The organism is Streptomyces sp. NPDC026589 (assembly GCF_040638385.1).
Taxonomy (GTDB): domain Bacteria; phylum Actinomycetota; class Actinomycetes; order Streptomycetales; family Streptomycetaceae; genus Streptomyces.
The window spans coordinates 127,570-147,370 of record NZ_JBEZYG010000019.1 but is presented as its reverse complement, the minus strand read 5'-3'; the positions used below and the strand labels follow the sequence as shown (position 1 = coordinate 147,370).

At 71.7% G+C, this 19,801-nt stretch carries 20 protein-coding genes and 1 pseudogene; 13 read left to right on the top strand and 8 right to left on the bottom strand.

The genetic code is table 11. The features are described from left to right. Window positions 1-71 precede the first annotated feature (71 nt). The gene (locus AB0F29_RS29160; protein WP_361877976.1) at window positions 72-1,007 is read right to left on the bottom strand and encodes a M56 family metallopeptidase; all 936 of its coding nucleotides are present in this window, start codon (window positions 1,005-1,007) and stop codon (window positions 72-74) included. A gap of 98 nt (window positions 1,008-1,105) precedes the next feature. Then, window positions 1,106-1,714 carry a DUF5134 domain-containing protein gene (locus AB0F29_RS29155; RefSeq protein WP_361877973.1) on the bottom strand — a complete coding sequence of 203 codons (609 nt, stop codon included), beginning with the start codon at window positions 1,712-1,714 and terminating at the stop codon, window positions 1,106-1,108. Window positions 1,715-1,964: 250 nt separating this feature from the next. On the opposite strand from AB0F29_RS29155, the gene AB0F29_RS29150 reads away from it, so the two are divergent. Then, a complete protein-coding gene (locus tag AB0F29_RS29150; RefSeq protein WP_361877970.1) occupies window positions 1,965-2,540 on the top strand; it encodes a GNAT family N-acetyltransferase in 576 nt (191 codons plus the stop codon). A gap of 12 nt (window positions 2,541-2,552) precedes the next feature. On the opposite strand, the gene AB0F29_RS29145 is transcribed toward AB0F29_RS29150, so the two are convergent. Then, window positions 2,553-3,203, bottom strand: coding sequence for a glycerophosphodiester phosphodiesterase family protein (locus AB0F29_RS29145; protein ID WP_361878036.1), 651 nt, complete (start codon window positions 3,201-3,203; stop codon window positions 2,553-2,555). Window positions 3,204-3,545: 342 nt separating this feature from the next. Here AB0F29_RS29145 and AB0F29_RS29140 point away from each other — a divergent pair, with 342 nt between their 5' ends. The 5 genes from AB0F29_RS29140 (at window position 3,546) to AB0F29_RS29120 (ending at window position 8,213) form a co-directional block, all read left to right on the top strand. Continuing rightward, entirely contained in the window at window positions 3,546-4,943 is a 1,398-nt protein-coding gene (locus AB0F29_RS29140) for a DUF6421 family protein (RefSeq protein ID WP_361331907.1), read from the top strand. Between the two features lie 26 nt (window positions 4,944-4,969). Further along, window positions 4,970-5,737 carry an SDR family NAD(P)-dependent oxidoreductase gene (locus tag AB0F29_RS29135; RefSeq protein WP_361877966.1) on the top strand — a complete coding sequence of 256 codons (768 nt, stop codon included), beginning with the start codon at window positions 4,970-4,972 and terminating at the stop codon, window positions 5,735-5,737. Beyond that, a complete protein-coding gene (locus tag AB0F29_RS29130) occupies window positions 5,734-6,795 on the top strand; it encodes a low specificity L-threonine aldolase (RefSeq protein ID WP_361878033.1) in 1,062 nt (353 codons plus the stop codon). The genes AB0F29_RS29135 and AB0F29_RS29130 overlap by 4 nt, the downstream gene beginning before the upstream one ends. A 75-nt stretch (window positions 6,796-6,870) precedes the next feature. Continuing rightward, a complete protein-coding gene (locus AB0F29_RS29125; protein WP_361877963.1) occupies window positions 6,871-7,470 on the top strand; it encodes a transglutaminase family protein in 600 nt (199 codons plus the stop codon). Between the two features lie 50 nt (window positions 7,471-7,520). Continuing rightward, entirely contained in the window at window positions 7,521-8,213 is a 693-nt protein-coding gene (locus tag AB0F29_RS29120; RefSeq protein WP_361877960.1) for a phenylalanine--tRNA ligase beta subunit-related protein, read from the top strand. A 34-nt stretch (window positions 8,214-8,247) separates the two neighbouring features. On the opposite strand, the gene AB0F29_RS29115 is transcribed toward AB0F29_RS29120, so the two are convergent. Beyond that, entirely contained in the window at window positions 8,248-8,970 is a 723-nt protein-coding gene (locus AB0F29_RS29115) for a lysophospholipid acyltransferase family protein (RefSeq protein ID WP_361877958.1), read from the bottom strand. 232 nt (window positions 8,971-9,202) lie between these two features. On the opposite strand from AB0F29_RS29115, the gene AB0F29_RS29110 reads away from it, so the two are divergent. The 5 genes from AB0F29_RS29110 to AB0F29_RS29090 all read left to right on the top strand — a co-directional run bounded on the left by AB0F29_RS29110 (window position 9,203) and on the right by AB0F29_RS29090 (window position 13,696). Next, on the top strand, window positions 9,203-9,529 hold the full coding sequence (locus tag AB0F29_RS29110; protein ID WP_361877955.1) for a thioredoxin family protein: 327 nt from the start codon (window positions 9,203-9,205) through the stop codon (window positions 9,527-9,529). Window positions 9,530-9,725: 196 nt separating this feature from the next. Continuing rightward, the gene (locus tag AB0F29_RS29105) at window positions 9,726-10,235 is read left to right on the top strand and encodes a flavin reductase family protein (RefSeq protein WP_361877952.1); all 510 of its coding nucleotides are present in this window, start codon (window positions 9,726-9,728) and stop codon (window positions 10,233-10,235) included. A gap of 196 nt (window positions 10,236-10,431) precedes the next feature. Further along, a complete protein-coding gene (locus AB0F29_RS29100) occupies window positions 10,432-11,217 on the top strand; it encodes an electron transfer flavoprotein subunit beta/FixA family protein (RefSeq protein ID WP_361877949.1) in 786 nt (261 codons plus the stop codon). Between the two features lie 52 nt (window positions 11,218-11,269). Then, window positions 11,270-12,232: an electron transfer flavoprotein subunit alpha/FixB family protein gene (locus tag AB0F29_RS29095; protein WP_361877946.1), complete on the top strand. Its 963-nt coding sequence runs from the start codon at window positions 11,270-11,272 to the stop codon at window positions 12,230-12,232. 165 nt (window positions 12,233-12,397) lie between these two features. Beyond that, window positions 12,398-13,696 (top strand): aldolase/citrate lyase family protein, encoded by a 1,299-nt coding sequence (locus tag AB0F29_RS29090; protein WP_361877943.1) that lies wholly within the window; start codon window positions 12,398-12,400, stop codon window positions 13,694-13,696. 188 nt (window positions 13,697-13,884) lie between these two features. On the opposite strand, the pseudogene AB0F29_RS29085 reads toward AB0F29_RS29090, so the two are convergent. Both AB0F29_RS29085 and AB0F29_RS29080 read right to left on the bottom strand, forming a co-directional pair. Beyond that, window positions 13,885-13,995, bottom strand: a pseudogene (locus AB0F29_RS29085) (CGNR zinc finger domain-containing protein); the annotation flags it as partial. Between the two features lie 157 nt (window positions 13,996-14,152). Beyond that, window positions 14,153-15,181 carry a LacI family DNA-binding transcriptional regulator gene (locus AB0F29_RS29080; protein ID WP_018956748.1) on the bottom strand — a complete coding sequence of 343 codons (1,029 nt, stop codon included), beginning with the start codon at window positions 15,179-15,181 and terminating at the stop codon, window positions 14,153-14,155. A gap of 208 nt (window positions 15,182-15,389) precedes the next feature. Between AB0F29_RS29080 and AB0F29_RS29075 the strand changes: the two genes are divergently transcribed. Both AB0F29_RS29075 and AB0F29_RS29070 read left to right on the top strand, forming a co-directional pair. After that, window positions 15,390-16,319, top strand: a complete 930-nt coding sequence (locus tag AB0F29_RS29075; RefSeq protein ID WP_361877939.1) for an ROK family protein — start codon at window positions 15,390-15,392, stop codon at window positions 16,317-16,319. 236 nt (window positions 16,320-16,555) lie between these two features. Then, window positions 16,556-17,593 (top strand): NUDIX hydrolase, encoded by a 1,038-nt coding sequence (locus tag AB0F29_RS29070; protein WP_361877937.1) that lies wholly within the window; start codon window positions 16,556-16,558, stop codon window positions 17,591-17,593. Window positions 17,594-17,611: 18 nt separating this feature from the next. Here AB0F29_RS29070 and AB0F29_RS29065 read toward each other — a convergent pair whose 3' ends face one another. Further along, a complete protein-coding gene (locus tag AB0F29_RS29065) occupies window positions 17,612-18,301 on the bottom strand; it encodes an MBL fold metallo-hydrolase (RefSeq protein ID WP_361877934.1) in 690 nt (229 codons plus the stop codon). Window positions 18,302-18,411: 110 nt separating this feature from the next. After that, on the bottom strand, window positions 18,412-19,776 hold the full coding sequence (locus AB0F29_RS29060; RefSeq protein WP_361877931.1) for a dipeptidase: 1,365 nt from the start codon (window positions 19,774-19,776) through the stop codon (window positions 18,412-18,414). Window positions 19,777-19,801 lie beyond the last annotated feature (25 nt).

The window sequence follows — 19,801 nt, the reverse complement described above, 5'->3', positions numbered from 1 at the left end:
AAGGCCAACCCGGGGTGCGGCCGAGGGCGTGCGAGGCGTCACGTCCCCGGTTCCTGACCCGGACGAAAGCCCTAACCCAGCGCGCGGAGCCCCGGGACGAAGGCCACGAACACCGGGACGACCGGGACCAGCGCGGCGGCGGCCGTCAGCCGGAGCCTGCGGCCCGCCGTCAGCCGTTCGACCGGGGCCAGCAACCGGTTGACCCGGAGCGGCACTTGGGCCTGCGGGGTGGGGCAGGGGCCGAACACCCCGCGGTCCTCGTTGAGTCCGACGAGCGCGAGCGCGGTCGTCAGGCGGCCGAAGCGGCGTGACGCCACGTCGTCGGCGGCCAGTTCGACCAGCCGGTGCATCTCGTCGCGGAACGCGGCGAACACCGGGATCTGCGGGAAGCCGATCGCCAGCGCCGACGAGCAGTGCAGCAGCCAGTCGTGCCGGGCCTGGGCGTGCCCCTGCTCATGGGCGAGCACGGCATCGAGCTGACGGCCTTTCAGGCGGCCCAGTGCGGCGGTGGTGATGACGAGTTGCGGAGCCGTGCCGGGCATCCACCAGGCGTCGGGGCGTTCGCCCTCCAGCACCACGAGGCGATCGGCGCCCGGCTCCTCGCCCGGCATCAGCGGGGAACGCACCAGCAGCTCCGCCCGACGCTGTTCGCGGCGACGCCGTGCCCGCCGGATCTCCCTCAGGAGCATCGCCCCGGTCCACAGCCCGCCCATCGCCAGCAGCACCGCGATGACCGCCGACCACGGCCCGTACGCCGCCAGGGCGTACGCCTCGACGACGGCGTGCGGGGCGGGGGCGAAGACATGGCCGCGCACCGCCTGCCAGGCGGCGGCCGCGCTCAGCGTCATGGACAGGGCGAACGACATCAGGACCCCGGCCACCACGCACTGCCAGACCCACAGGGCCACAACGGGTTCGCGCTCCGGCCACCGGGCGCGCGCCATCACGCGGGGAGTCACCAGGGCGGTCAATGCACCGAGCAGCAGCAGCGCGAGGGAGACCAGCATGGTCTCAGCTTAGGAGGGGCGGGTCGGCCGGGGGTACGGCCGCGACCGGCAAGTGATGTAGACCACGGTTTGCCGGGGGTTCTGTCCCACTTCCCGTCTCACAGGGTGAGCAGCATGGCGAACATGCCGAGGCCCATCGTCAGCCTGCACGCCGTCGTGAGCTCGGACAGTCCGTCCGACGCGCCCCCGAATCCCCCAAGGGCGCGGGAGGCGGGGGCCGCCCCGCCGGCCGGGACCGCGACGGTCCCTGGCAGCAGGCGGCCGGCCGAGCCCAGCACGTAGAACGCGTAGTAGACGAGCAGCGCGCCGGTCAGCAGGGGTATGCCGCCGGCGCCGGCGCCCGCTCCGTGCCCGGCATGCCCGCCCCCGCCGTTCCCCGTGACCGCGGGGGCCATCGCCCCGGCCATGTAGACCATGGCCAGGGAGCCGACGAGATGGTGCAGATGGTGGCCGCCGCGCAGGGCGGGGCGCAGTGCTCGCAGCGCGGCCGCGCCGAACAGCACCGCGTACACCGCCCAGGCCCAGTCCGGGGGCGACAGCACCGCCGCCGGAACAGCCATCGCCGCCATGCCGAAACCCATGAGCGCCTCCGAGCGTGCGGTGCGGCGCTCCCGCGGCGTCCCCGCGCGGGTGCGCAGCAGGCAGTAGCCGCCGCTCACCGCGCACAACGCCATCAGCAGCCAGCCTGTCAGGGCCCCTCCGTGCACGGCGCGCCTCCCCCCGGTCGGACGTACGGCACTGTTGCGGGTCGTCCCATCGATGCCCGGGCGGCCGCCGCCGAATCCGGCGCACGGGGGTGTGAAGGGGGTGCGTCGGGGCCCGCCGGGGGCGCTTCGGGTCGCGTTACTCTCGACCGCACGTGCGACGGCGGAGACCGCGACCGTGCGTACAGCAGCAGGCAGACGCGTACGGCAGCACAGAAGTGCGTACGGCAGCAGAGAAACGGAGCACCCCACCATGGACACCGCCACGCCCCCCGACGCGGCCCGGCTGACCTTCCGCGACGCGACCGAGGGCGACGTGCCGGCGCTGGTGACCCTCATCGAGTCCGCCTACCGAGGCGACTCCAGCCGCACCGGCTGGACCACCGAGGCCGACATCCTCCAGGGGCAGCGGACCGACGAACAGGGTGTGCGCGAGGTCATCGACGCTCCGGCGGGCCGCCTTCTCGCGGTCGAGCGCGACGGCGGGCTCGTCGCCTGCTGCCAGCTCGAACACCGGGGCGACGCGGCCTACTTCGGTATGTTCGCGGTGCGGCCGGGACTTCAGGGCGGCGGACTCGGCAAGCTGATCATCGCCGAGGCGGAGCGCACCGCCAGGGAGAGTTGGGGCGTCGGCGAGATGCACATGACGGTGATCTCGGTGCGCGAGGACCTGATCGCCTGGTACGAGCGTCGGGGCTACCGCCGTACGGGCGTGCTCACCCCGTTCCCGTACGGCGACGAGCGCTTCGGGATTCCTCAGCGCGACGACCTGGCCTTTGAACTGCTCGTCAAGAACCTTGAGGTGAGTGACGCGGGGAAGGGCGCCTGAGGACGCCCGCCCTCAGGCGGTGAAGCGCCCGGCGCGGCGGATCTCGGGGAAGTCGGTCGTCGCGCCGTCCAGGCCCAGCGCCCGCGCCAGACGCAGGTGGTCCTGGGTGTTCACCACCCAGCCGATCACCTTCACCCCCTCGGAGTGGGCCCGTTCCACGACCTCCAGGGTGAGGCGGCGGATGTTCAGCGCGAGGGTCGCCGCGCCCGCCGCCTTCGCCCGGTCCACCACGTCCGGGCCCCAGCGGCTGGCGATCAGGACCGTGCGCACGCCCGGCACCAGCCGCGCGATCTCGGTGACGGCCTCGTCGTGGAACGAGGACACCTCCACCCGGCCGACGAGATCGCGCTCCCGGATCACGTCCGCCAGGGCGCGGGCCGCCGCCACGTCCTTGATCTCCGCCTGGAGCGGCGAGGAGACGGCCTCCAGCACCTCCTCGAAGACGGGAATCCGCTCGCCCTGGCCGGCGTCGAGCTCGCGCAGCTCCGCCAGGGTCCTGGCCGCGATCGGTCCGGTCCCGTCCGTGGTGCGGTCCACATCCACGTCGTGCATCACGACGAGCGCGCCGTCCTTGCTGAGATGGAGATCCAGCTCGATGGCGTCCATTCCGGACGCCTCGGCGCGGACGAAGGAGCGCAGGGTGTTCTCGGGCTCGACGCCCATCACTCCGCGATGACCCAGGGTGAGAAATGACAAGGCGACCTCGTTTCCGTCGGCGGCGGTCCGTCGACTGCTCCTGCCCGCGCGGACGTGCGGCAAGCGGAGGTACGGCGATGCGGCACTGGGGAGGGTAGCGGCCGGGGCCCGCGATGTCCCCCGCTGCGCGGGCCCGGTCGCCCGCGTCCGGGAACGACTGGGCGAACTGCGCGTATACCCAGGATGTGACAGGAAAAACAGCGGTGATGATGGGGGGTGTGCAGGATAATTTGCAGTCTTGCGCTTGCCGGAAGGAACCCCGCACGGCTACGGTGAATCCACGCGAGGTTCTCCCGTGGAGGAAGTGTTATGACGGAAATTCTTGTGCACGACGCCACCGACGGCGCGATAGTTACGGCCCAGCGGGTGGTCGAACACCCGGCCTGGCCCGTGCTCAAGGATGCCGTCGAGGAGATCCGCCCCTGGCAGTCCAAGGACGGATCCATCGACTTCGAGGCCGAGGGCGCCCCGTCCCCGGCCGTCGTCGAGCGGGTCCTCGACCGGGTGACCGGAGCGGTCGAGGAGCTCTCCCCGCTCCTCCCGCACGACGCCGCCTACCACCGCGCGCTCGTCACGGACCTGCGCCGCTGGGCCGCCGACGGCTTCCGCGTCCCCGACTTCCTGGACTCGCTGCTGGCCTTCCAGCCCGCGAAGGACCGGACCGACGGTCTCCAGCACCTCGTCGTCTTCGCGATGTACACGCAGAACGGCAACCCCGACCGCAACCTCGAAGCGGTCGTGCTGAGGATGGTCTGGCCCGACTGGCTCGCCGACCTGGAGGCGAACCGCTACGACAACCCGCTCTTCTGCGGCATCACCTTCGAGGACTTCACCGCCGGGTACGACACCCACTCCGCGGTGCTCTTCCCGGAGACCATCGCCGTGCGCGAGGCCCCCGAGCGCTTCAGCTGGGGCGGCATCTTCTGCGACCGCGAGGCCGCCCGCTTCCGCCGCGTCACCGAGGCCTCCGTCGACCTGCTCGGCCTGGAGCTGCCCGACGACATCCGCGAGATGATCGGCGACCAGCAGCGCTGCGAGCAGGCGTTCGTCCTGTGGGACATGGTCCACGACCGCACCCACAGCCACGGCGACCTGCCGTTCGACCCGTTCATGATCAAGCAGCGACAGCCGTTCTGGATGTACGGCCTGGAGGAGCTGCGCTGCGACCTCACCGCCTTCAAGGAGGCCGTGAAACTGGAGTCCGAGGGCAACGCCCACGGCCGTGACGTGCAGTACGCGGTGCTCTTCGACCGGCTGTTCCGCTTCCCGGTCTCCGGCGAGCGCGTCCGCAACTACGACGGCCTCGGCGGCCAGCTGCTCTTCGCGTACCTTCACAAGCACGACGTCGTCCGCTGGACCGACAACACCCTGAAGATCGACTGGGACCGTGCCCCGGAGGTCACCAACCAGCTCTGCGGCGAGATCGAGCAGCTCTACCGCGACGGCATCGACCGCCCGAAACTGGTCCACTGGTTCGCCGCGTACGACCTCGTCTCCACGTACCTCGCCCCGCACCCGGGATCCCGCTGGGCCAAGGGCCCCGACGCCCTGGACCTCACACTTCCTCCTCGCAAGCTCGTCGACGACGTGCTTCCGGACGAGTTTCCCCTGAGCATGTTCTATGAGGCGCTCGCCAAGAAGCTGAAGCACGTGATTGCCTCTGCCAAGGGAATCACCGCGGCGAACGACGAGCGGGCAGCCGCGTGAACCATTCTCCCGAGGAGGCGGTGGCCATGAACGCGAACGGCACGGGCGAGAGGACCGGTGTGCTCGAAGGAGCCGTGGTCGCGGTCGCCGGAGCGGCCGGCCCCGCCGGCCGGGCGACCCTGCTGCGGCTCGCCGAGGCGGGCGCGACGGTCGTCGGGTGCGACGCCCACCCCGAACGGCTCGCCGAGGCGGTGGACGCCGCCCGGTACGCCCACGGGGGCGCGACCGTCACCGGCGAGACCGTCGATCTGCTCGACCTCGACGCCACCCGGGACTGGGCCAAGCGCACCGAGGCGGAGTTCGGCCGCATCGACGGCCTGGTCCACCTCGTCGGAGGCTGGCGCGGCAGCCCGTCGTTCCAGGAGACCGTGCTCTCCGACTGGGACGCCCTGGAGAAACTGCTCATCCGCACCGTCCAGTCGACCTCGCTGGCCTTCCAGGAGGCCCTTGAACGCAGCGACCGGGGCCGCTACCTCCTGATCAGCGCCGCGGGAGCCAGCAAGCCCACCGCGGGCAACGCCGCCTACTCCTCCGCCAAGGCCGCCGCCGAGGCGTGGACCCTCGCGCTCGGCGACGCCTTCCGCAAGGCGGGGGGCGAGGACGGGCCCGCGGCCGCTGCTGCGATCCTGGTGGTCAAGGCACTGGTGAACGACGCCATGCGCGCCGAGCGCCCGAATGCGAAGTTCGCGGGCTTCACCGACGTCACGGAGCTGGCCGAGGCCATCGCCGGCGTCTGGGACAAGCCCGCCCCCGAAGTGAACGGAAAGCGCCTGTGGCTGACCCCGCAAACGTGAGGACCGACGCGCGACGTCACCACGACCCGCAGGTACGCGGCTTCGCCAGTGACAACTACGCCGGCGCGCACCCGGAAGTCCTCGCGGCCCTCGCCCTCGCCAACGGCGGCCACCAGGTCGCCTACGGCGAGGACGACTACACCGGCCACCTCCAGCGCGTGATGCACAGCCACTTCGGCGCCACCGCCGAGGCCTTCCCGGTCTTCAACGGCACGGGCGCCAACGTGGTCGCCCTCCAGGCTCTCACCGACCGCTGGGGCGCCGTCATCTGCGCCGAGTCCGCGCACATCAACGTGGACGAGGGCGGCGCGCCCGAGCGGATGGGCGGGTTGAAGCTCCTCGGCGTGCCCACACCGGACGGCAAGCTCACCCCGGATCTCATCGACCGGCAGGCGTACGGCTGGGACGACGAGCACCGGGCCATGCCGCAGGTCGTCTCGATCACCCAGAACACCGAACTGGGCACCGTCTACACCCCGGACGAGATCCGTGCCATCTGTGACCACGCCCACGAGCGTGGCATGAAGGTGCACCTCGACGGGGCCCGGATAGCCAACGCCGCCGCCTCGCTGGACGTGCCGATGCGGACGTTCACCAACACGGTCGGCGTCGATGTGCTGTCCTTCGGCGGCACGAAGAACGGCGCGCTCTTCGGTGAGGCCGTCGTCGTGCTGAACCCGGACGCGGTCCGGGCGATGAAGCACCTGCGCAAGCTCTCCATGCAGCTCGCCTCCAAGATGCGCTTCGTCTCCGTCCAGCTGGAGGCGCTGCTCGCCAGGGACCTGTGGCTGCGCAACGCCCGGCACGCCAACGCCATGGCCCAGCGGCTCGCCGAGGGCGTCCGGGCGATCGACGGGGTTCGGATCCTCTACCCGGTCCAGGCCAACGCCGTGTTCGCACGGCTGCCGCACGCGGTCAGCGAGCGGCTCCAGAAGCGCTTCCGCTTCTACTTCTGGGACGAGGCGGCCGGGGACGTCCGCTGGATGTGCGCGTTCGACACCGGCGAGGACGACGTCGACGCCTTCGTCCAGGCGCTCAAGGAAGAGATGGCGCGCTAGCGTGCCCCTGCATGAATATGCGGCCGACCGGAAATTGATGGACTTCCGGTCGGCCGCTTCGTACTCTCTCCGCTCATGGAGCTGACACAGCAGTCCCCGGACGCTGACGCGTATCTGGCCGCCGGCGAGGTCATCGACCACGACCATCCTCGGGTCCGCGATGCGGTGACGCGCCTCGCGCTCGACGCCGACACCGCATACACATACGCCCGGGCCGCTTTCGAGTTCGTCCGCGACACCATTCCGCACTCCGCCGACTCGGGGGACCCGCGCGTCACGTGGCGCGCCTCCGACGTGCTCGCCGCCCGTACCGGCATCTGCTACGCCAAGTCGATCGCGCTCACGGCGCTGCTGCGGGCCGGCGGCATTCCGGCCGGCCTCTGCTATCAGCGCCTGGTCGGCGAGGATGGTGCGACGCCGGTGCTTCACGGCCTGGTCGCGTTGCGGCTCCCCGGGGCCGTGGAGTGGGCGCGGGTGGACCCGCGGGGCAACAAGCCGGGCGTCGACGCACAGTTCTCGCTGGAGGAGGAGCGGCTGGCCTGGGAGACACGTGAAGAGTGCAACGAATTCGACTATCCAGTAGTCTATGTTGCACCACCCGAGGTGATCCTCCATGCGTTGAAGAGCGCCCGGGACCGCTCGGAGCTGTTGCGGAACCTCCCCACGGCCCTCTGAACGCGGTCCCGCACCCGAGCCACCGAACCGAGTAAGGCAGCAAGCAGACGATGACCCTCACGCTCACCGTGTCCGACGAGGTGCGCGCCGTCGCACCGGGCTTCACCCACCTCGCCGTCGAGGCGCACGGCCTGGTCAACGGCCCCAGTGACGCCCGTAGCGCCGCCCTGCTGGACGACGGCGCCCGCAGGCTCGCCGAGCGCCTGGAGGGCCGCGCCCCGCACGAGGACCCGCGCATCGCCGCCTGGCGCGAGGTCTACTCGGCGTTCGGGGCCAAGCCCTCCCGCACCCGCAACTCGGCCGAGGCGCTTGCCCGGCGCGCCCTCGCCGACGGCGGCCTGCCCCGCATCAACCGGCTGGTCGACGCCTACAACGCGATCAGCGTCGCCCACCTCGTCCCGGTCGGCGGTGAGGACACCGACCACATCAAGGGCGGGATGCGGCTGATCCGCGCGACGGGCGACGAGCCCTTCCTCACCGTCGCCGGCGGCGAGGAGACGGTGGAACACCCCGAGCCCGGCGAAGTCGTCTGGTGCGACGACGAGGGCGTCACCTGCCGCCGCTGGAACTGGCGTCAGGGCGTGCGCACCCGGCTCACCGAGGAGTCGGTCAACGCCGTCTTCCTGCTGGAGGGCCTCGCGCCCATGGCGAACGGCGCACTCGACGCCGCGGGCGCCGAACTCGCCGCGACCCTGGAGCGGCTGAGCCCCGGGGCGCGGATCACCGTCCACGGGCCGCGGTGAGGTGACCACGCCGCGGTTGTCGTGGGGGTGGCTGTCAGCCGAGCTCGCGCACCTCGGCGGGCGTCGGGGCCGTACCGCCGAGATGGGCCGGCACCCACCAGGTGTCGCTCGCGTCCTTCGGGCGCACCGGGTAGGCCCGCTGCGCCGCCTCCAGCAACTCCTGAACCCGCTCCCGCAGCCGCCGGGTGATGGCGCCGGCGTACTGGTCGGAGGGTGCCTCCATGGGCTCGCCGACGCGGATGGTGATCGGGATGTGGCTGCGCTGGAAATTGCGCGGGCGCCCCTTCGTCCAGATCCGCTGCGTGCCCCAGAGCGCCATCGGGATCAGCGGGACCCCGGCCTCCTGGGCGAGGCGCGCGGCGCCCGACTTGAAGCTCTTCAGGGTGAAGGACTGCGAGATGGTGGCCTCGGGGAACACTCCGATGATCTCACCGGAACGCAGCGACCGTAGCGCGTGGGCGTACGCGTCCTCGCCCTGGTTGCGGTCGACCGGGATGTGCTTCATTCCCCGCATCAGCGGACCGGAGATCTTGTGCCGGAAGACCGATTCCTTCGCCATGAACCGCACCAGCCGCTTCTGCGGCAGGGCCCCCAGCCCGGTGAAGATGAAGTCGAGATAACTGATGTGGTTGCTGACCAGCACCGCGCCACCGGTCTTCGGGATGTGCTCCGAACCCTGAGTGTCGATCTTCAGGTCGAGCGCCTTGAACAGGGTGCGAGCGGCGCCGATGACCGGTCGATAGACGAGTTCTGCCATCTGGATGAAGACCCTTCTTCAGCGCCTGGGGAGGGTTCTCCCGGCGGAAGTTACGCAGCCGTAGGTTTTCGGCATTGTGGCGATGGTGCCCCATGCGCGAGTCCCTGGCCAGTCCCGACGGACGCGGGGCGCGAGATTCTCGTCACGTGCGCGTACCCCCGGAGCTGCGGGGAATGCATGGGCGGTGGCCGGTGCTGACCTCTTACGAAGAGCTCTGATCAGGAGGCACCAGGTGGATCGCCGGACCCACGGACAGCGACTCGACGCATCCCAACTCGGTGCGGAACTCGGGGAACGCGCGACGCTCGTCCAGTTCTCCAGCGCCTTCTGCCAGCCCTGCCGGGCGACCCGCCGCACCCTCGGCGAGGTGGCGGGGATGATCGACGGGGTCGCCCATATCGAGGTCGACGCCGAGACCCATCTCGCGCTGGTGCGGCAGCTGGACATCACGAAGACGCCGACCGTCCTCGTGCTCGACGCCGAGGGCCAGGTGGTCCGCCGGGCATCCGGCCAGCCCCGCATCGTCGATGTCGTCGCGGCGCTGGGGCACGCCATATGACGGACCGTGACGCATCTCCCACATTCCGGAACGCCCTTGACTGCGCCCGCTTCGCATCGTCAGTCTGACGTTATGCCGCCAGAACTCCTTCTTTACGGCCGGGTCCATGTGGACCTCGCACGCCATGCGAGTGCGCGTTGTCCGGGTGTCTGAGCTCCCACGGACCCGTACGCCACTTTCGCAGAAGGACATGTCCATGACGGCAACGCCCGATCTCGCCCCTGCCCCGACGGCCGCCACCCCCGAACTCTTCCGCTCGGTCTTCCGCCGCCACGCCGCGGGTGTGGCCGTGATCACCGCCGCGGGGGAGCGCCCGGTCGGTTTCACCGCCACCTCGCTGACCTCCGTCGCCGCCGAACCCCCGCTGATCTCCTTCGGGATCGGTACGTCCTCCTCCAGCTGGCCGGTGCTGTCCGAAGCCACTCATGTCGGCGTGCACATACTCGGCGAGGACCAGCGGGAACTGGCCACGACGTTCGCCCGCAGCGGAGCCGACCGCTTTGGCCCGTCGACCGAGTGGAGCAGTGGTCCCGAAGGCGTTCCGCTGCTCGCCGGCGTGTCCGCCTGGCTCGTCTGCCGCGTCGTGACCCGTGTCCCGGCCGGGGACCACCGCATCGTCATCGCCGAGGCGGTGGCGGGCGCACCCTCCGGAGCCGGTCGCCCGCTCGTCTACCACCAGGGACGGTTCACGGCTCTGCGAGACTGAGGGCGCGCACGCACAGGTCCGCCGCGTTGGCAAGGTCACAGTGCGCGGCGCTTGCCCAAGGGCAAGAGACTGGGTGTACTGGCGAGTAATATCGGGCCCGGAGCCGCGGTCGTCCTGACCGGATCCGGCCCGATGAGGCGCCTATGCTGCGTGCGACAAGGCAGCCCGGAAATGACGATGCAGTAGGAGAGCCGGCGTGAGCTTGAGGATCGTTGTCTGTGTGAAGTACGTGCCCGACGCGACCGGTGACCGGCGTTTCGCCGATGACCTGACGCTGGATCGTGAGGATGTCGACGGTCTGTTGTCGGAGCTGGACGAGTACGCGGTCGAGCAGGCGTTGCAGATCGCTGACGGGGCGGACGATGCGGAGATCACCGTGGTGACGGTGGGTCCGGAGGATGCCAAGGACGCGTTGCGCAAGGCGTTGTCGATGGGTGCGGACAAGGCGGTTCACGTCGAGGACGACGATCTGCACGGCAGTGATGTGATGGGGACGTCGCTGGTGCTGGCGAAGGCTGTGGAGAAGGCCGGGTATGACCTGGTGGTCTGTGGGATGGCTTCGACGGACGGTGTGATGGGCGTGCTGCCGGCGCTCCTCGCGGAGCGGTTGGGTGTGCCGCAGGTGACGCTGCTGTCGGAGGTCGCGGTGGCAAACGGTGTGGTGACGGGCCGGCGTGACGGTGACAGTGCTTCGGAGCAGTTGGAGGCGTCGCTTCCGGCGGTGGTGTCGGTGACCGACCAGTCGGGTGAGGCCCGTTACCCCTCCTTCAAGGGGATCATGGCGGCGAAGAAGAAGCCGGTGGAGTCCTGGGATCTGGATGATCTGGGGCTGGACGCGGACGAGGTCGGTCTGGCGGGTGCGTGGACGGCGGTCGATTCGGCGACCGAGCGTCCGGCGCGGACGGCGGGCACGATCGTGAAGGACGAGGGTGAGGGCGGCAGGCAGCTCGCCGAGTTCCTCGTGGGCCAGAAGTTCATCTAGCCCTTCCCCCCTTCCTCCTTTCTCTCCCCTTCTCTTTCTGGAGTGCGTTGTCATGGCTGAAGTTCTTGTTCTGGTCGATCATGTGGACGGTGCGGTGCGTAAGCCGACGCTGGAGCTGCTGACGCTGGCGCGTCGGATCGGTGACCCGGTCGCGGTGGCGCTGGGTGCGGGTGCCGAGGCGACCGCCGCGGTGCTGGGTGAGCACGGTGCGGTGAAGGTCCTGACCTCGGACGCCCCGGAGTTCGCCGACTACCTGGTGGTGCCGAAGGTGGATGCGCTGCGGGCGGCGTTCGACGCGGTGTCGCCGGTGGCGGTGCTGGTGGTGTCGTCCGCCGAGGGCAAGGAGATCGCCGCCCGCCTCGCCCTGCGGATCGGCTCCGGCATCATCACCGACGCCACCGATCTGGAGGCCGGTGACCAGGGCCCGGTCGCGACGCAGGCCGCGTTCGCCGCCTCGTACACCACCAAGTCCCGGGTCTCCAGGGGTGTTCCGGTCATCACGGTCAAGCCGAACTCCGCCCCCGTCGAGCCGGCCGCTGCCGCCGGCACGGTCGAGGCCCTGCCGGTGTCGTTCGGTGAGGCGGCGACGGGTACGAAGGTGACGTCGCGGACGCCGCGTGAGTCGACGGGCCGCCCGGAGCTCACCGAGGCGGCGATCGTGGTCTCCGGTGGCCGTGGGGTCAACGGCGCGGAGAACTTCTCGCTGATCGAGGCGCTGGCCGACAGTCTGGGTGCGGCGGTGGGTGCGTCGCGTGCGGCGGTCGACGCGGGCTGGTATCCGCACACCTCCCAGGTCGGGCAGACGGGCAAGTCGGTCTCGCCGCAGCTGTACATCGCTTCGGGTATCTCCGGGGCGATCCAGCACCGGGCGGGGATGCAGACCTCGAAGACGATCGTCGCGGTCAACAAGGACGCCGAGGCCCCGATCTTCGAGCTCGTCGACTACGGCGTCGTCGGCGACCTCTTCACGGTCGTGCCCCAGCTCACCGAAGAGATCAACACCCGCAAGGGCTGACCCCCCTGGCCGGAACACCCCGCCCCGGGCCGCACGGTGAACCCCACCGCGCGGCCCGCGGCCGTTCCGGGCGACCATTGACGCAGGTCGAGCGGCCTTATAACTTCACTATACGGATTGTTGATTCCGGGAAGCGGAAACAGCGAGAGTGTGGAGGGTACGGTCATGGGTCAGCAGGAGAAGGTGGCAACGAGCCTCGCCGGTGCGGTCAGCGAGGAGATCAGCGCCTCCCTCACGGCGGTCGACGCGGAACTCGCCCGCCGTTACCCGGGTGATCCCGGCACCCGCCAGCCCGTGCACACCGTCTACGTACCGGGTGACGTCTTCGAGCCCGGCACCCTGCGCTCCTGGGGCGACCAGGCGCTGGCCGCCCTCGACGAACACGCCCCCGACGCCGCTTCGTTCGCCGCCGTCCTCGGCATCCCTGAGGAGCTGGCGGGCCCGGTCCACGACCGCGTACGCGCCAAGCTGGAGCGCGAGCCCGTCGAGGATCTGCGCATCGACTTCGAGGACGGCTACGGCCCCCGCCCGGACGCCGAGGAGGACGAGGCCGCCGCCCGCGCCGCCCGGCTGGTCTCGGAGGCGTACGCGAACGGCACGGCGGCCCCCTACATGGGCATCCGGATGAAGTGCATGGAGGCCGGCGTCCGCGACCGGGGCATCCGCACCACGGACGTCTTCCTCAGCGGTCTGATGGCGGCCGGCGGCCTGCCCGAAGGGCTCGTGCTGACCCTCCCGAAGGTTACCTACCCCGAGCAGGTCACCGCCTTCGTCCAGCTCCTGGAGGCCTTCGAGAAGGCGCACGGCCTCGACGCCGGACGCATCGGCTTCGAGATCCAGATCGAGACGAGCCAGTCGATCCTCGCCGCCGACGGGACCGCCGCGGTGGCCCGCATGATCGACGCCGCGCGGGGCCGGGCGACCGGACTGCACTACGGCACCTTCGACTACAGCGCCTGTGTCGGGGTCAGCGCCGCCTACCAGGCCAGCGACCACCCGGCGGCCGACCACGCCAAGGCCGTCATGCAGGTCGCCGCCGCGGGCACCGGCGTACGCGTCTCCGACGGCTCGACCAACGTCCTGCCCGTCGGCCCGGCCGACCGGGTCCACGAGGCCTGGCGGCTCCACTACGGCCTCACCCGCCGCGCTCTCGCCCGTGCGTACTACCAGGGCTGGGACATGCACCCCGGCCACCTGCCGACGCGCTACGCGGCCGTCTACGCCTTCTACCGGGAGGGCCTGGAGCCGGCCGCCGCCCGGCTCGCCGCCTATGTGGCCAAGGCCGGCGGCGACGTCATGGACGAGCCCGCCACCGCCAAGGCCCTCGGCGGCTACCTGCTGCGCGGCATCGACTGCGGCGCGCTCGACACCGCAGAGGTGGCCCGGCTGACCGGCCTGACCCGCGCGGACCTGGAGGCCTTCGCCTCGCCGCGCCGGGGCGACCTGACGGTCACGGCTCCGTAAGGGGCGTCAGAGGGATCCCGCCCCGGCGGGACGGGATCCCTCCCGCCGGGGCGCTCCGGTGTGCCCGGTCGCCGTGAACGAGCCTCCGGGACGTGTCCTGGGTCCTGTCGTCAAACTGCCGTCGTCGCCCGCAGGGCAGACGGGAGTTTGACGACAGGACCCAGGGGGAGGCCGGGGCCCGCCGGTCCTCAGACGTCCCGGCGTGCGGCCGCCCCGCCGCGGGCGCGGTAGGCGCGCATCTTGTGCCATGCGCCGCACACGTCCATGTCGCACCGGAGACCGTTCGACGACGGGGCGCGGGCCCTACGGTGCAGGAGGACGCTTCCGCGCAGCTGCCGGCCCTGCTGACCAGGGAATTCCGGCGGGCCGGTGCCGGGGGCCGGCCACGCCCCGACGGGCGCCGTCCCGGCGTGCGGTCCTCACACCGTCGTGACGCGGTCCGGCGTCCGACGGGCCTCAGGCGGGGGGCAGTTCGCCCGAGCCGCGAGGGATCAGCGTCGTCGGCAGTTCCACTCGTGCCGTGGCGTGGTCCGCCCCGTCGAGGCGGCGGAAGAGGTGCTCGGCGGCGGTCCTGCCGACCGCCGCGGCGTCCTGCGAGATCACGGTGATGCCGAGCAGGTCGGCCAGCTCGATGTCATCGAACCCCACGAGCGCCACCGGCCGCTCCCGCTCCGCGATCACCCGGACCGCCGTCACCGTCACCCGGTTGTTGCCCGCGAACAGCGCGGTGACCGGCTCGGGGCCGGAGAGCATCTCCTCGGCGGCGGCCCGCACGCGCTCCGGCTCGGTGGACCCGAGGGAGACCCAGCCGTCCTCGACGGTGATGCCGGCGTCCCGCATGGCGACGTGATAGCCGCGCAGTCGCTCGGTGGCCGTGTGGATCCGCGGCTGGTCGCCGATGAACCCGATCCTGCGGTGGCCGTGCGCGATGAGGTGGGCCACGCCCTCCCTGGCCCCGCCGAAGCTGTCGGAGAGCACCATGTCGACGTCCACGTGGCCCGCCGGGCGGTCCACGAAGACCGTGGCGATGCCCGCCTTGATCTCCGGCTCCAGATAACGGTGGTCGTCGCCTGCCGGGATCACGATCAGACCGTCCACGCGGCGGGCGCACAGCGCCAGCACCAACTCCTGCTCCCGCTCCGGGTCCTCGGCGCTGGAACCGTTGATCAGCAGCGCGCCGTGTGCGCGGGCGACCTCCTCCACCGCGCGGCTCAGCGGACCGTAGAACGGGTCCGCCAGATCCTCCAGGACCAGTCCGATGGATGCCGTACGGCCCTTGCGCAGCACACGGGCGCTGTCGTTGCGGCGGAAGCCGAGCGCGTCGATCGCCTCCTGCACGCGGCGCTCGGTGTCCGGTGTGACGCCGGGCTCGCTGTTCACCACCCGGGAGACCGTCTTCAGGCCGACTCCGGCGCGGGCCGCCACGTCCTTCATGGTCGGCCGGTTGCCGTAGCGGGTCTCGGAATGACGGGCGGTCCGGTCCACTTGCGCTGTCCTGTCGTCGGATTACGGGCGGGGCTGCGGTGCTCCGGCCGGCGCCGAGCGGGGCCGGTTGCGGCGCCGCGGGGGGTGATCGGAGGCTGTGGCGTCGAGCATAGGCCCTGGACAACGTTGTCAACAGAATGGAGACTGTGCAGACTGTGGACGGAACCCGCAGGTCCCGCCCCTTCACCGATCCGGAGAGCCCACATCGATGCATACCGACCTCGTCGCCGCGCTCGACATCGGCGGCACCAAGATCGCCGGCGCGCTGGTGGACGGTGACGGATCCCTCCTCGTACGGGCGCAGCGGCCGACGCCCGCCCGGGAGGGCGCCGAGGTGGTCATGGGCGCCGTGGACCAGGTGCTGGGCGAGCTGATGGCCTCGCCGCTGTGGGGTCGCGCCGGCTCCGTCGGCATCGGCAGCGCCGGTCCTGTGGATGCCGCCGCCGGCACGGTCAGCCCGGTCAACGTCCCCGGCTGGCGGGACTTCCCGCTGGTGGAGCGCGTGCACAAGACGGCGGGCGGACTGTCGGTCGCCCTGGTCGGCGACGGGGTCGCGATGACGGCCGCCGAACACTGGCTCGGCGCGGCCCGGGGCTACGACAACGCGCTGTGCCTCGTCGTGTCGACGGGCGTCGGCGGCGGCCTCGTCCTCGGCGGCACCCCGCGGCCCGGCCCCTCGGGCAACGCCGGGCACATCGGGCACATCAGCGTCGACCTGGACGGAGACCCGTGCCCCTGCGGTGCGCGCGGCTGCGTCGAGGGCATCGCCAGCGGCCCCAACATCGCCCGCCGCGCGCTGGAGAACGGCTGGCGGCCCGGCCTCGACGGCGACGCGACAGCCGCCGCGGTGGCCGTCTCCGCCCGCGCCGGAGACCCGGTCGCCATCGCCTCCTACGAGCGTGCCGCCCAGGCGCTGGCGGCCGGCATCGCCGCCACCGCCACCCTGGCGGACCTCGACATCGCGGTGGTCGGCGGGGGAGTGGCCGGGGCCGGCGACGTGCTCTTCGTGCCGCTGCGCCGCAGCCTGCGCGACTACGCCACGCTCTCCTACCTCCGGCGGTTGACCGTGGCGCCCGCCGTGATGGGCACCGACGCGGGTCTGGTCGGGGCCGCGGCGGCGGCCATCGCGCTTCGCTAGGTCCTGTCGTCGAACTGCCGCTGTCGCCCGGAGGGCGGGCCTAGCGGGCACCGGCAACAGCTTCCAGGGGGCGCCCGGTTCGTCAGGCCGGGCGCCCCCTGGGTCACATTCCGGGCGCCCTGCCCGGCCCCCGATCGCTCCGGACGACCGCATCCGGTCAACGCCGTCGCCGCCGCGGGGTTTCCGCGGCAGGGTGTTGCGGGCAAGCCACAGGGGGCTACGGAAGAGGGGGAACCGTGATCGTCTGGATCAACGGTGCGTTCAGTGCGGGCAAGACCAGTGCCGCGGGCGAACTGATCGATCTGATCCCGAACAGCACGCTGTACGACCCGGAGGTCACCGGCGCGGGGCTGCGCGGCCTGCTGCCGCAGAAGAGGCTCGCCGAGGTCGACGACTTCCAGGACCTGCCGATCTGGCGGCGGCTCGTGGTGGACACGGCGGCGGCGCTGCTCGCCGAGGTGCCCGGGGTGCTGGTGGTGCCGATGACCCTGCTGCGGCAGGAGTACCGCGATGAGATCTTCGGAGGGCTCGCCTCCCGGCGCATTCCCGTGCGGCATGTGGCGCTCTCACCTGAGGAAACGATCCTGCGTAGCCGGATCGCGGGCCGCGAGGAGTTTCCCGGCGACGAGGAGCAGAGCGAGCGCGTGCGCCGGTGGTCGTACGAGCACATCGGCCCGTACCGCGACGCCCTCGACTGGATCACCGAGGACGCGCATGTGGTCGACAACAGCGCCCTCACGCCCCGTGAGACCGCCGAGCGGATCGCGGACGCCGTGCGCACGGGGAACGCCGCGCCGTGCCCGATCGTCCAGAGCCCGGAGCCGACCGCCGAGACGGTGGCCGCCGGGGTGCTGCTCTTCGACGAGCAGGACCGGGTGCTGCTCGTCGACCCGACGTACAAACCGGGGTGGGAGTTCCCCGGCGGGGTGGTGGAGGCGGGCGAGGCTCCCGCGCAGGCCGGGATACGTGAGGTCGCCGAGGAGATAGGCCTCCGCCTCGACCGGGTTCCCACCCTGCTGCTCGTCGACTGGGAGTCGCCCCGCCCGCCCGGCTACGGCGGGCTGCGCTTCCTCTTCGACGGCGGCCTGTTGCGCTCCGAGGACGCCGGCCGGCTGCTGCTGCCCGGCTCCGAGCTGCGCGGCTGGCGCTTCGTCACCGAGGAGGAGGCCGCGGGGATGCTGCCGCCCACCCGGTACGAGCGGCTGCGCTGGGCCCTGCGGGCGCGCGAGCGGTCGACCGTGCTGAACCTGGAGGCGGGGGTGCCGGTGGGCTGAGCGGTGCCCGTTGGCCGCTCACGCGCCGTTCGCCGCCGCGTCCATCGCCGCGGCCGCGTTCTCGGTGAGCGGGTCGCCGTGGCCGAAGCAGACGGTACGGGGCGCGAGCGCGGCCAGTCGCCGGAACGTGGCGGCCGCCCCGGCCCGGTCCACGTTGAACACGCCGAGCATCACCCGCCGCTCCACGGAGGCGACGGTGTCCCCGGTGAACAGCACACCGTGGCGCGGCAGATGGAGTGCGATGGAGCCCGCCGTGTGACCGGGGGCGTGCACCACCCGTGCCCCGTCCCCGAACGGCAACACCTCGCCGCCGGCCACCTCGCGGTCGACCCGGGTGGGCGGGGCCTCGGGGACCGTCAGCCCGTGCGCCCACAGCGGCAGTTCCCAGTCCAGCAGGTCCGGCTCCGGTACGGGGCGTTCGCCCCGTACCACCGGGGCGTCCATTGCGTGGGCGATGATCTCGGCGCCGTGCCGGTCCGCCAGCTCCCGCGCGGCCCCGTAGTGGTCGCGGTGGCCATGGGTGATGACGATGCGCCGGATCCCGGCCGGGTCGAGGCCGAGCGTGCAGGTCGCGTCCTCGATCGCGGCGGCCGACTCGACGTCACCCGCGTCGATCAGGGTCAGCTCCGTCCCGTCGTGCCAGAGATAGGCCTGACCGATCCGGAAGCGGAACATGTGCAACTGGGGGAGTACCTCGACGAGATCCATGCGGCGAACGTAAGCGGCGACGGATGTCCGCCGCACGGATCTACGCTTCGGGCGACTTCGCCGAGGGCGTAGCGGGGCCCCGGGCCGCCCCGGGGGGCGGCCTCAGGAGGTCAGACTTTCTTCGACGCCGCGTAGTTCCGCAGGAACAGCGCCTCGGCGACCGACATCCGCTCCAGCTCCTCGGGCGACACGCTCTCGTTCACCGCGTGGATCTGCGCCTCGGGCTCGCTCAGCCCGATCAGCAGGATCTCCGCCTCCGGGTAGAGGCCCGCCAGAGTGTTGCACAGCGGGATGGAGCCGCCCATCCCGGAGGACTGCATCTCCTGGCCCGGGTACGCGTCCCGCATCGCGTCCGCCATCGCCGTGTACGCCGGGCTGGTCAGGTCCGCGCGGAACGGCTGGCCCTGACCCACCTGTTCCACCCGCACCCGCGCGCCCCAGGGGGCGCGGGACTCCAGGTGGGCGGTGAGCAGCTTCGTCGCCTCGGCGGCGTCCTGGCCCGGCGGCACCCGCAGACTGATCTGCGCCCGCGCGCTCGCCTGCACGGACGGCGTCGCGCCGACGACCGGCGGGCAGTCCATGCCGATGACGGTGACGGCGGGGCGGGCCCAGATCCGGTCCGCGACCGTGCCCGTGCCGATCAGCTCCACCCCGTCCAGCACCTTGGCGTCCTGCCGGAACTCCGCCTCCGGGTACTGGAGCCCGTCCCAGTCGGCGTCGCCGGTCAGGCCGTCGACCGTGGTCGTCCCGTCCTCGGCGCGCAGCGAGGCCAGCAGTTGGATCATCGCGGCCAGCGCGTCCGGGGCCGCGCCGCCGAACTGCCCCGAGTGCAGGTTCCCCTCAAGGGTGTCCAACCGCACCCGCAGCATCGTCATCCCGCGCAGCGTCGCGGTGACCGTCGGCAGCCCGACCCGGAAGTTTCCGGTGTCGCCGATGACGATCGTGTCGGCCGCCAGCAGCTCCGGGTGCGCTTCCGCGTACCGCTCCAGACCGCCGGTGCCCTGCTCCTCGGATCCCTCGGCGATCACCTTCACCGAGACCGGGACGCCGCCGTCCGCCTTGAGAGCGCGCAACGCGAGCAGGTGCATGATGAACCCGCCCTTGCAGTCGGCCGCGCCCCGGCCGAACCAGCGGCCGTCGCGCTCGGTCAGTTCGAACGGCGGGGAGACCCACGCCGACTCGTCCAGCGGCGGCTGCACGTCGTAGTGCGCGTAGAGCAGCACGGTCGGCGCGCCGGCCGGACCGGGCAGGAACCCGTAGACGGACTGCGTCCCGTCGGGGGTGTCCAACAGGGCGACGTCCGTGAACTCCTCGGCGCGCAGCGCGTCGGCGACCCAGTTCGCCGCGCCCTCGCACTCGCTCCTCGGGAACACCGCCGGGTCCGCCACCGACTGGAACGCCACCAGCTCGGCCAGCTCCTCCCGGGCGCGGGGCATCAGCGAGGCGACGGTCTCGGGAATCGGACGGGCGGTCATGGGCACGCTCCTCGTGGGTGCGACG

Bases quoted from the DNA above. Each gene is read 5' to 3' on its own strand.
- AB0F29_RS29145 (WP_361878036.1), bottom strand. From the start codon at position 3,203: ATGGGCGTCGAGCCCGAGAACACCCTGCGCTCCTTCGTCCGCGCCGAG.
- AB0F29_RS29120 (WP_361877960.1), top strand. From the start codon at position 7,521: ATGACCCTCACGCTCACCGTGTCCGACGAGGTGCGCGCCGTCGCACCG.
- AB0F29_RS29105 (WP_361877952.1), top strand. From the start codon at position 9,726: ATGACGGCAACGCCCGATCTCGCCCCTGCCCCGACGGCCGCCACCCCC.
- AB0F29_RS29060 (WP_361877931.1), bottom strand. From the start codon at position 19,776: ATGACCGCCCGTCCGATTCCCGAGACCGTCGCCTCGCTGATGCCCCGC.
- AB0F29_RS29115 (WP_361877958.1), bottom strand. From the start codon at position 8,970: ATGGCAGAACTCGTCTATCGACCGGTCATCGGCGCCGCTCGCACCCTG.
- AB0F29_RS29095 (WP_361877946.1), top strand. From the start codon at position 11,270: ATGGCTGAAGTTCTTGTTCTGGTCGATCATGTGGACGGTGCGGTGCGT.
- AB0F29_RS29125 (WP_361877963.1), top strand. From the start codon at position 6,871: ATGGAGCTGACACAGCAGTCCCCGGACGCTGACGCGTATCTGGCCGCC.
- AB0F29_RS29065 (WP_361877934.1), bottom strand. From the start codon at position 18,301: ATGGATCTCGTCGAGGTACTCCCCCAGTTGCACATGTTCCGCTTCCGG.
- AB0F29_RS29160 (WP_361877976.1), bottom strand. From the start codon at position 1,007: ATGCTGGTCTCCCTCGCGCTGCTGCTGCTCGGTGCATTGACCGCCCTG.
- AB0F29_RS29135 (WP_361877966.1), top strand. From the start codon at position 4,970: ATGAACGCGAACGGCACGGGCGAGAGGACCGGTGTGCTCGAAGGAGCC.
- AB0F29_RS29090 (WP_361877943.1), top strand. From the start codon at position 12,398: ATGGGTCAGCAGGAGAAGGTGGCAACGAGCCTCGCCGGTGCGGTCAGC.
- AB0F29_RS29075 (WP_361877939.1), top strand. From the start codon at position 15,390: ATGCATACCGACCTCGTCGCCGCGCTCGACATCGGCGGCACCAAGATC.
- AB0F29_RS29140 (WP_361331907.1), top strand. From the start codon at position 3,546: ATGACGGAAATTCTTGTGCACGACGCCACCGACGGCGCGATAGTTACG.
- AB0F29_RS29150 (WP_361877970.1), top strand. From the start codon at position 1,965: ATGGACACCGCCACGCCCCCCGACGCGGCCCGGCTGACCTTCCGCGAC.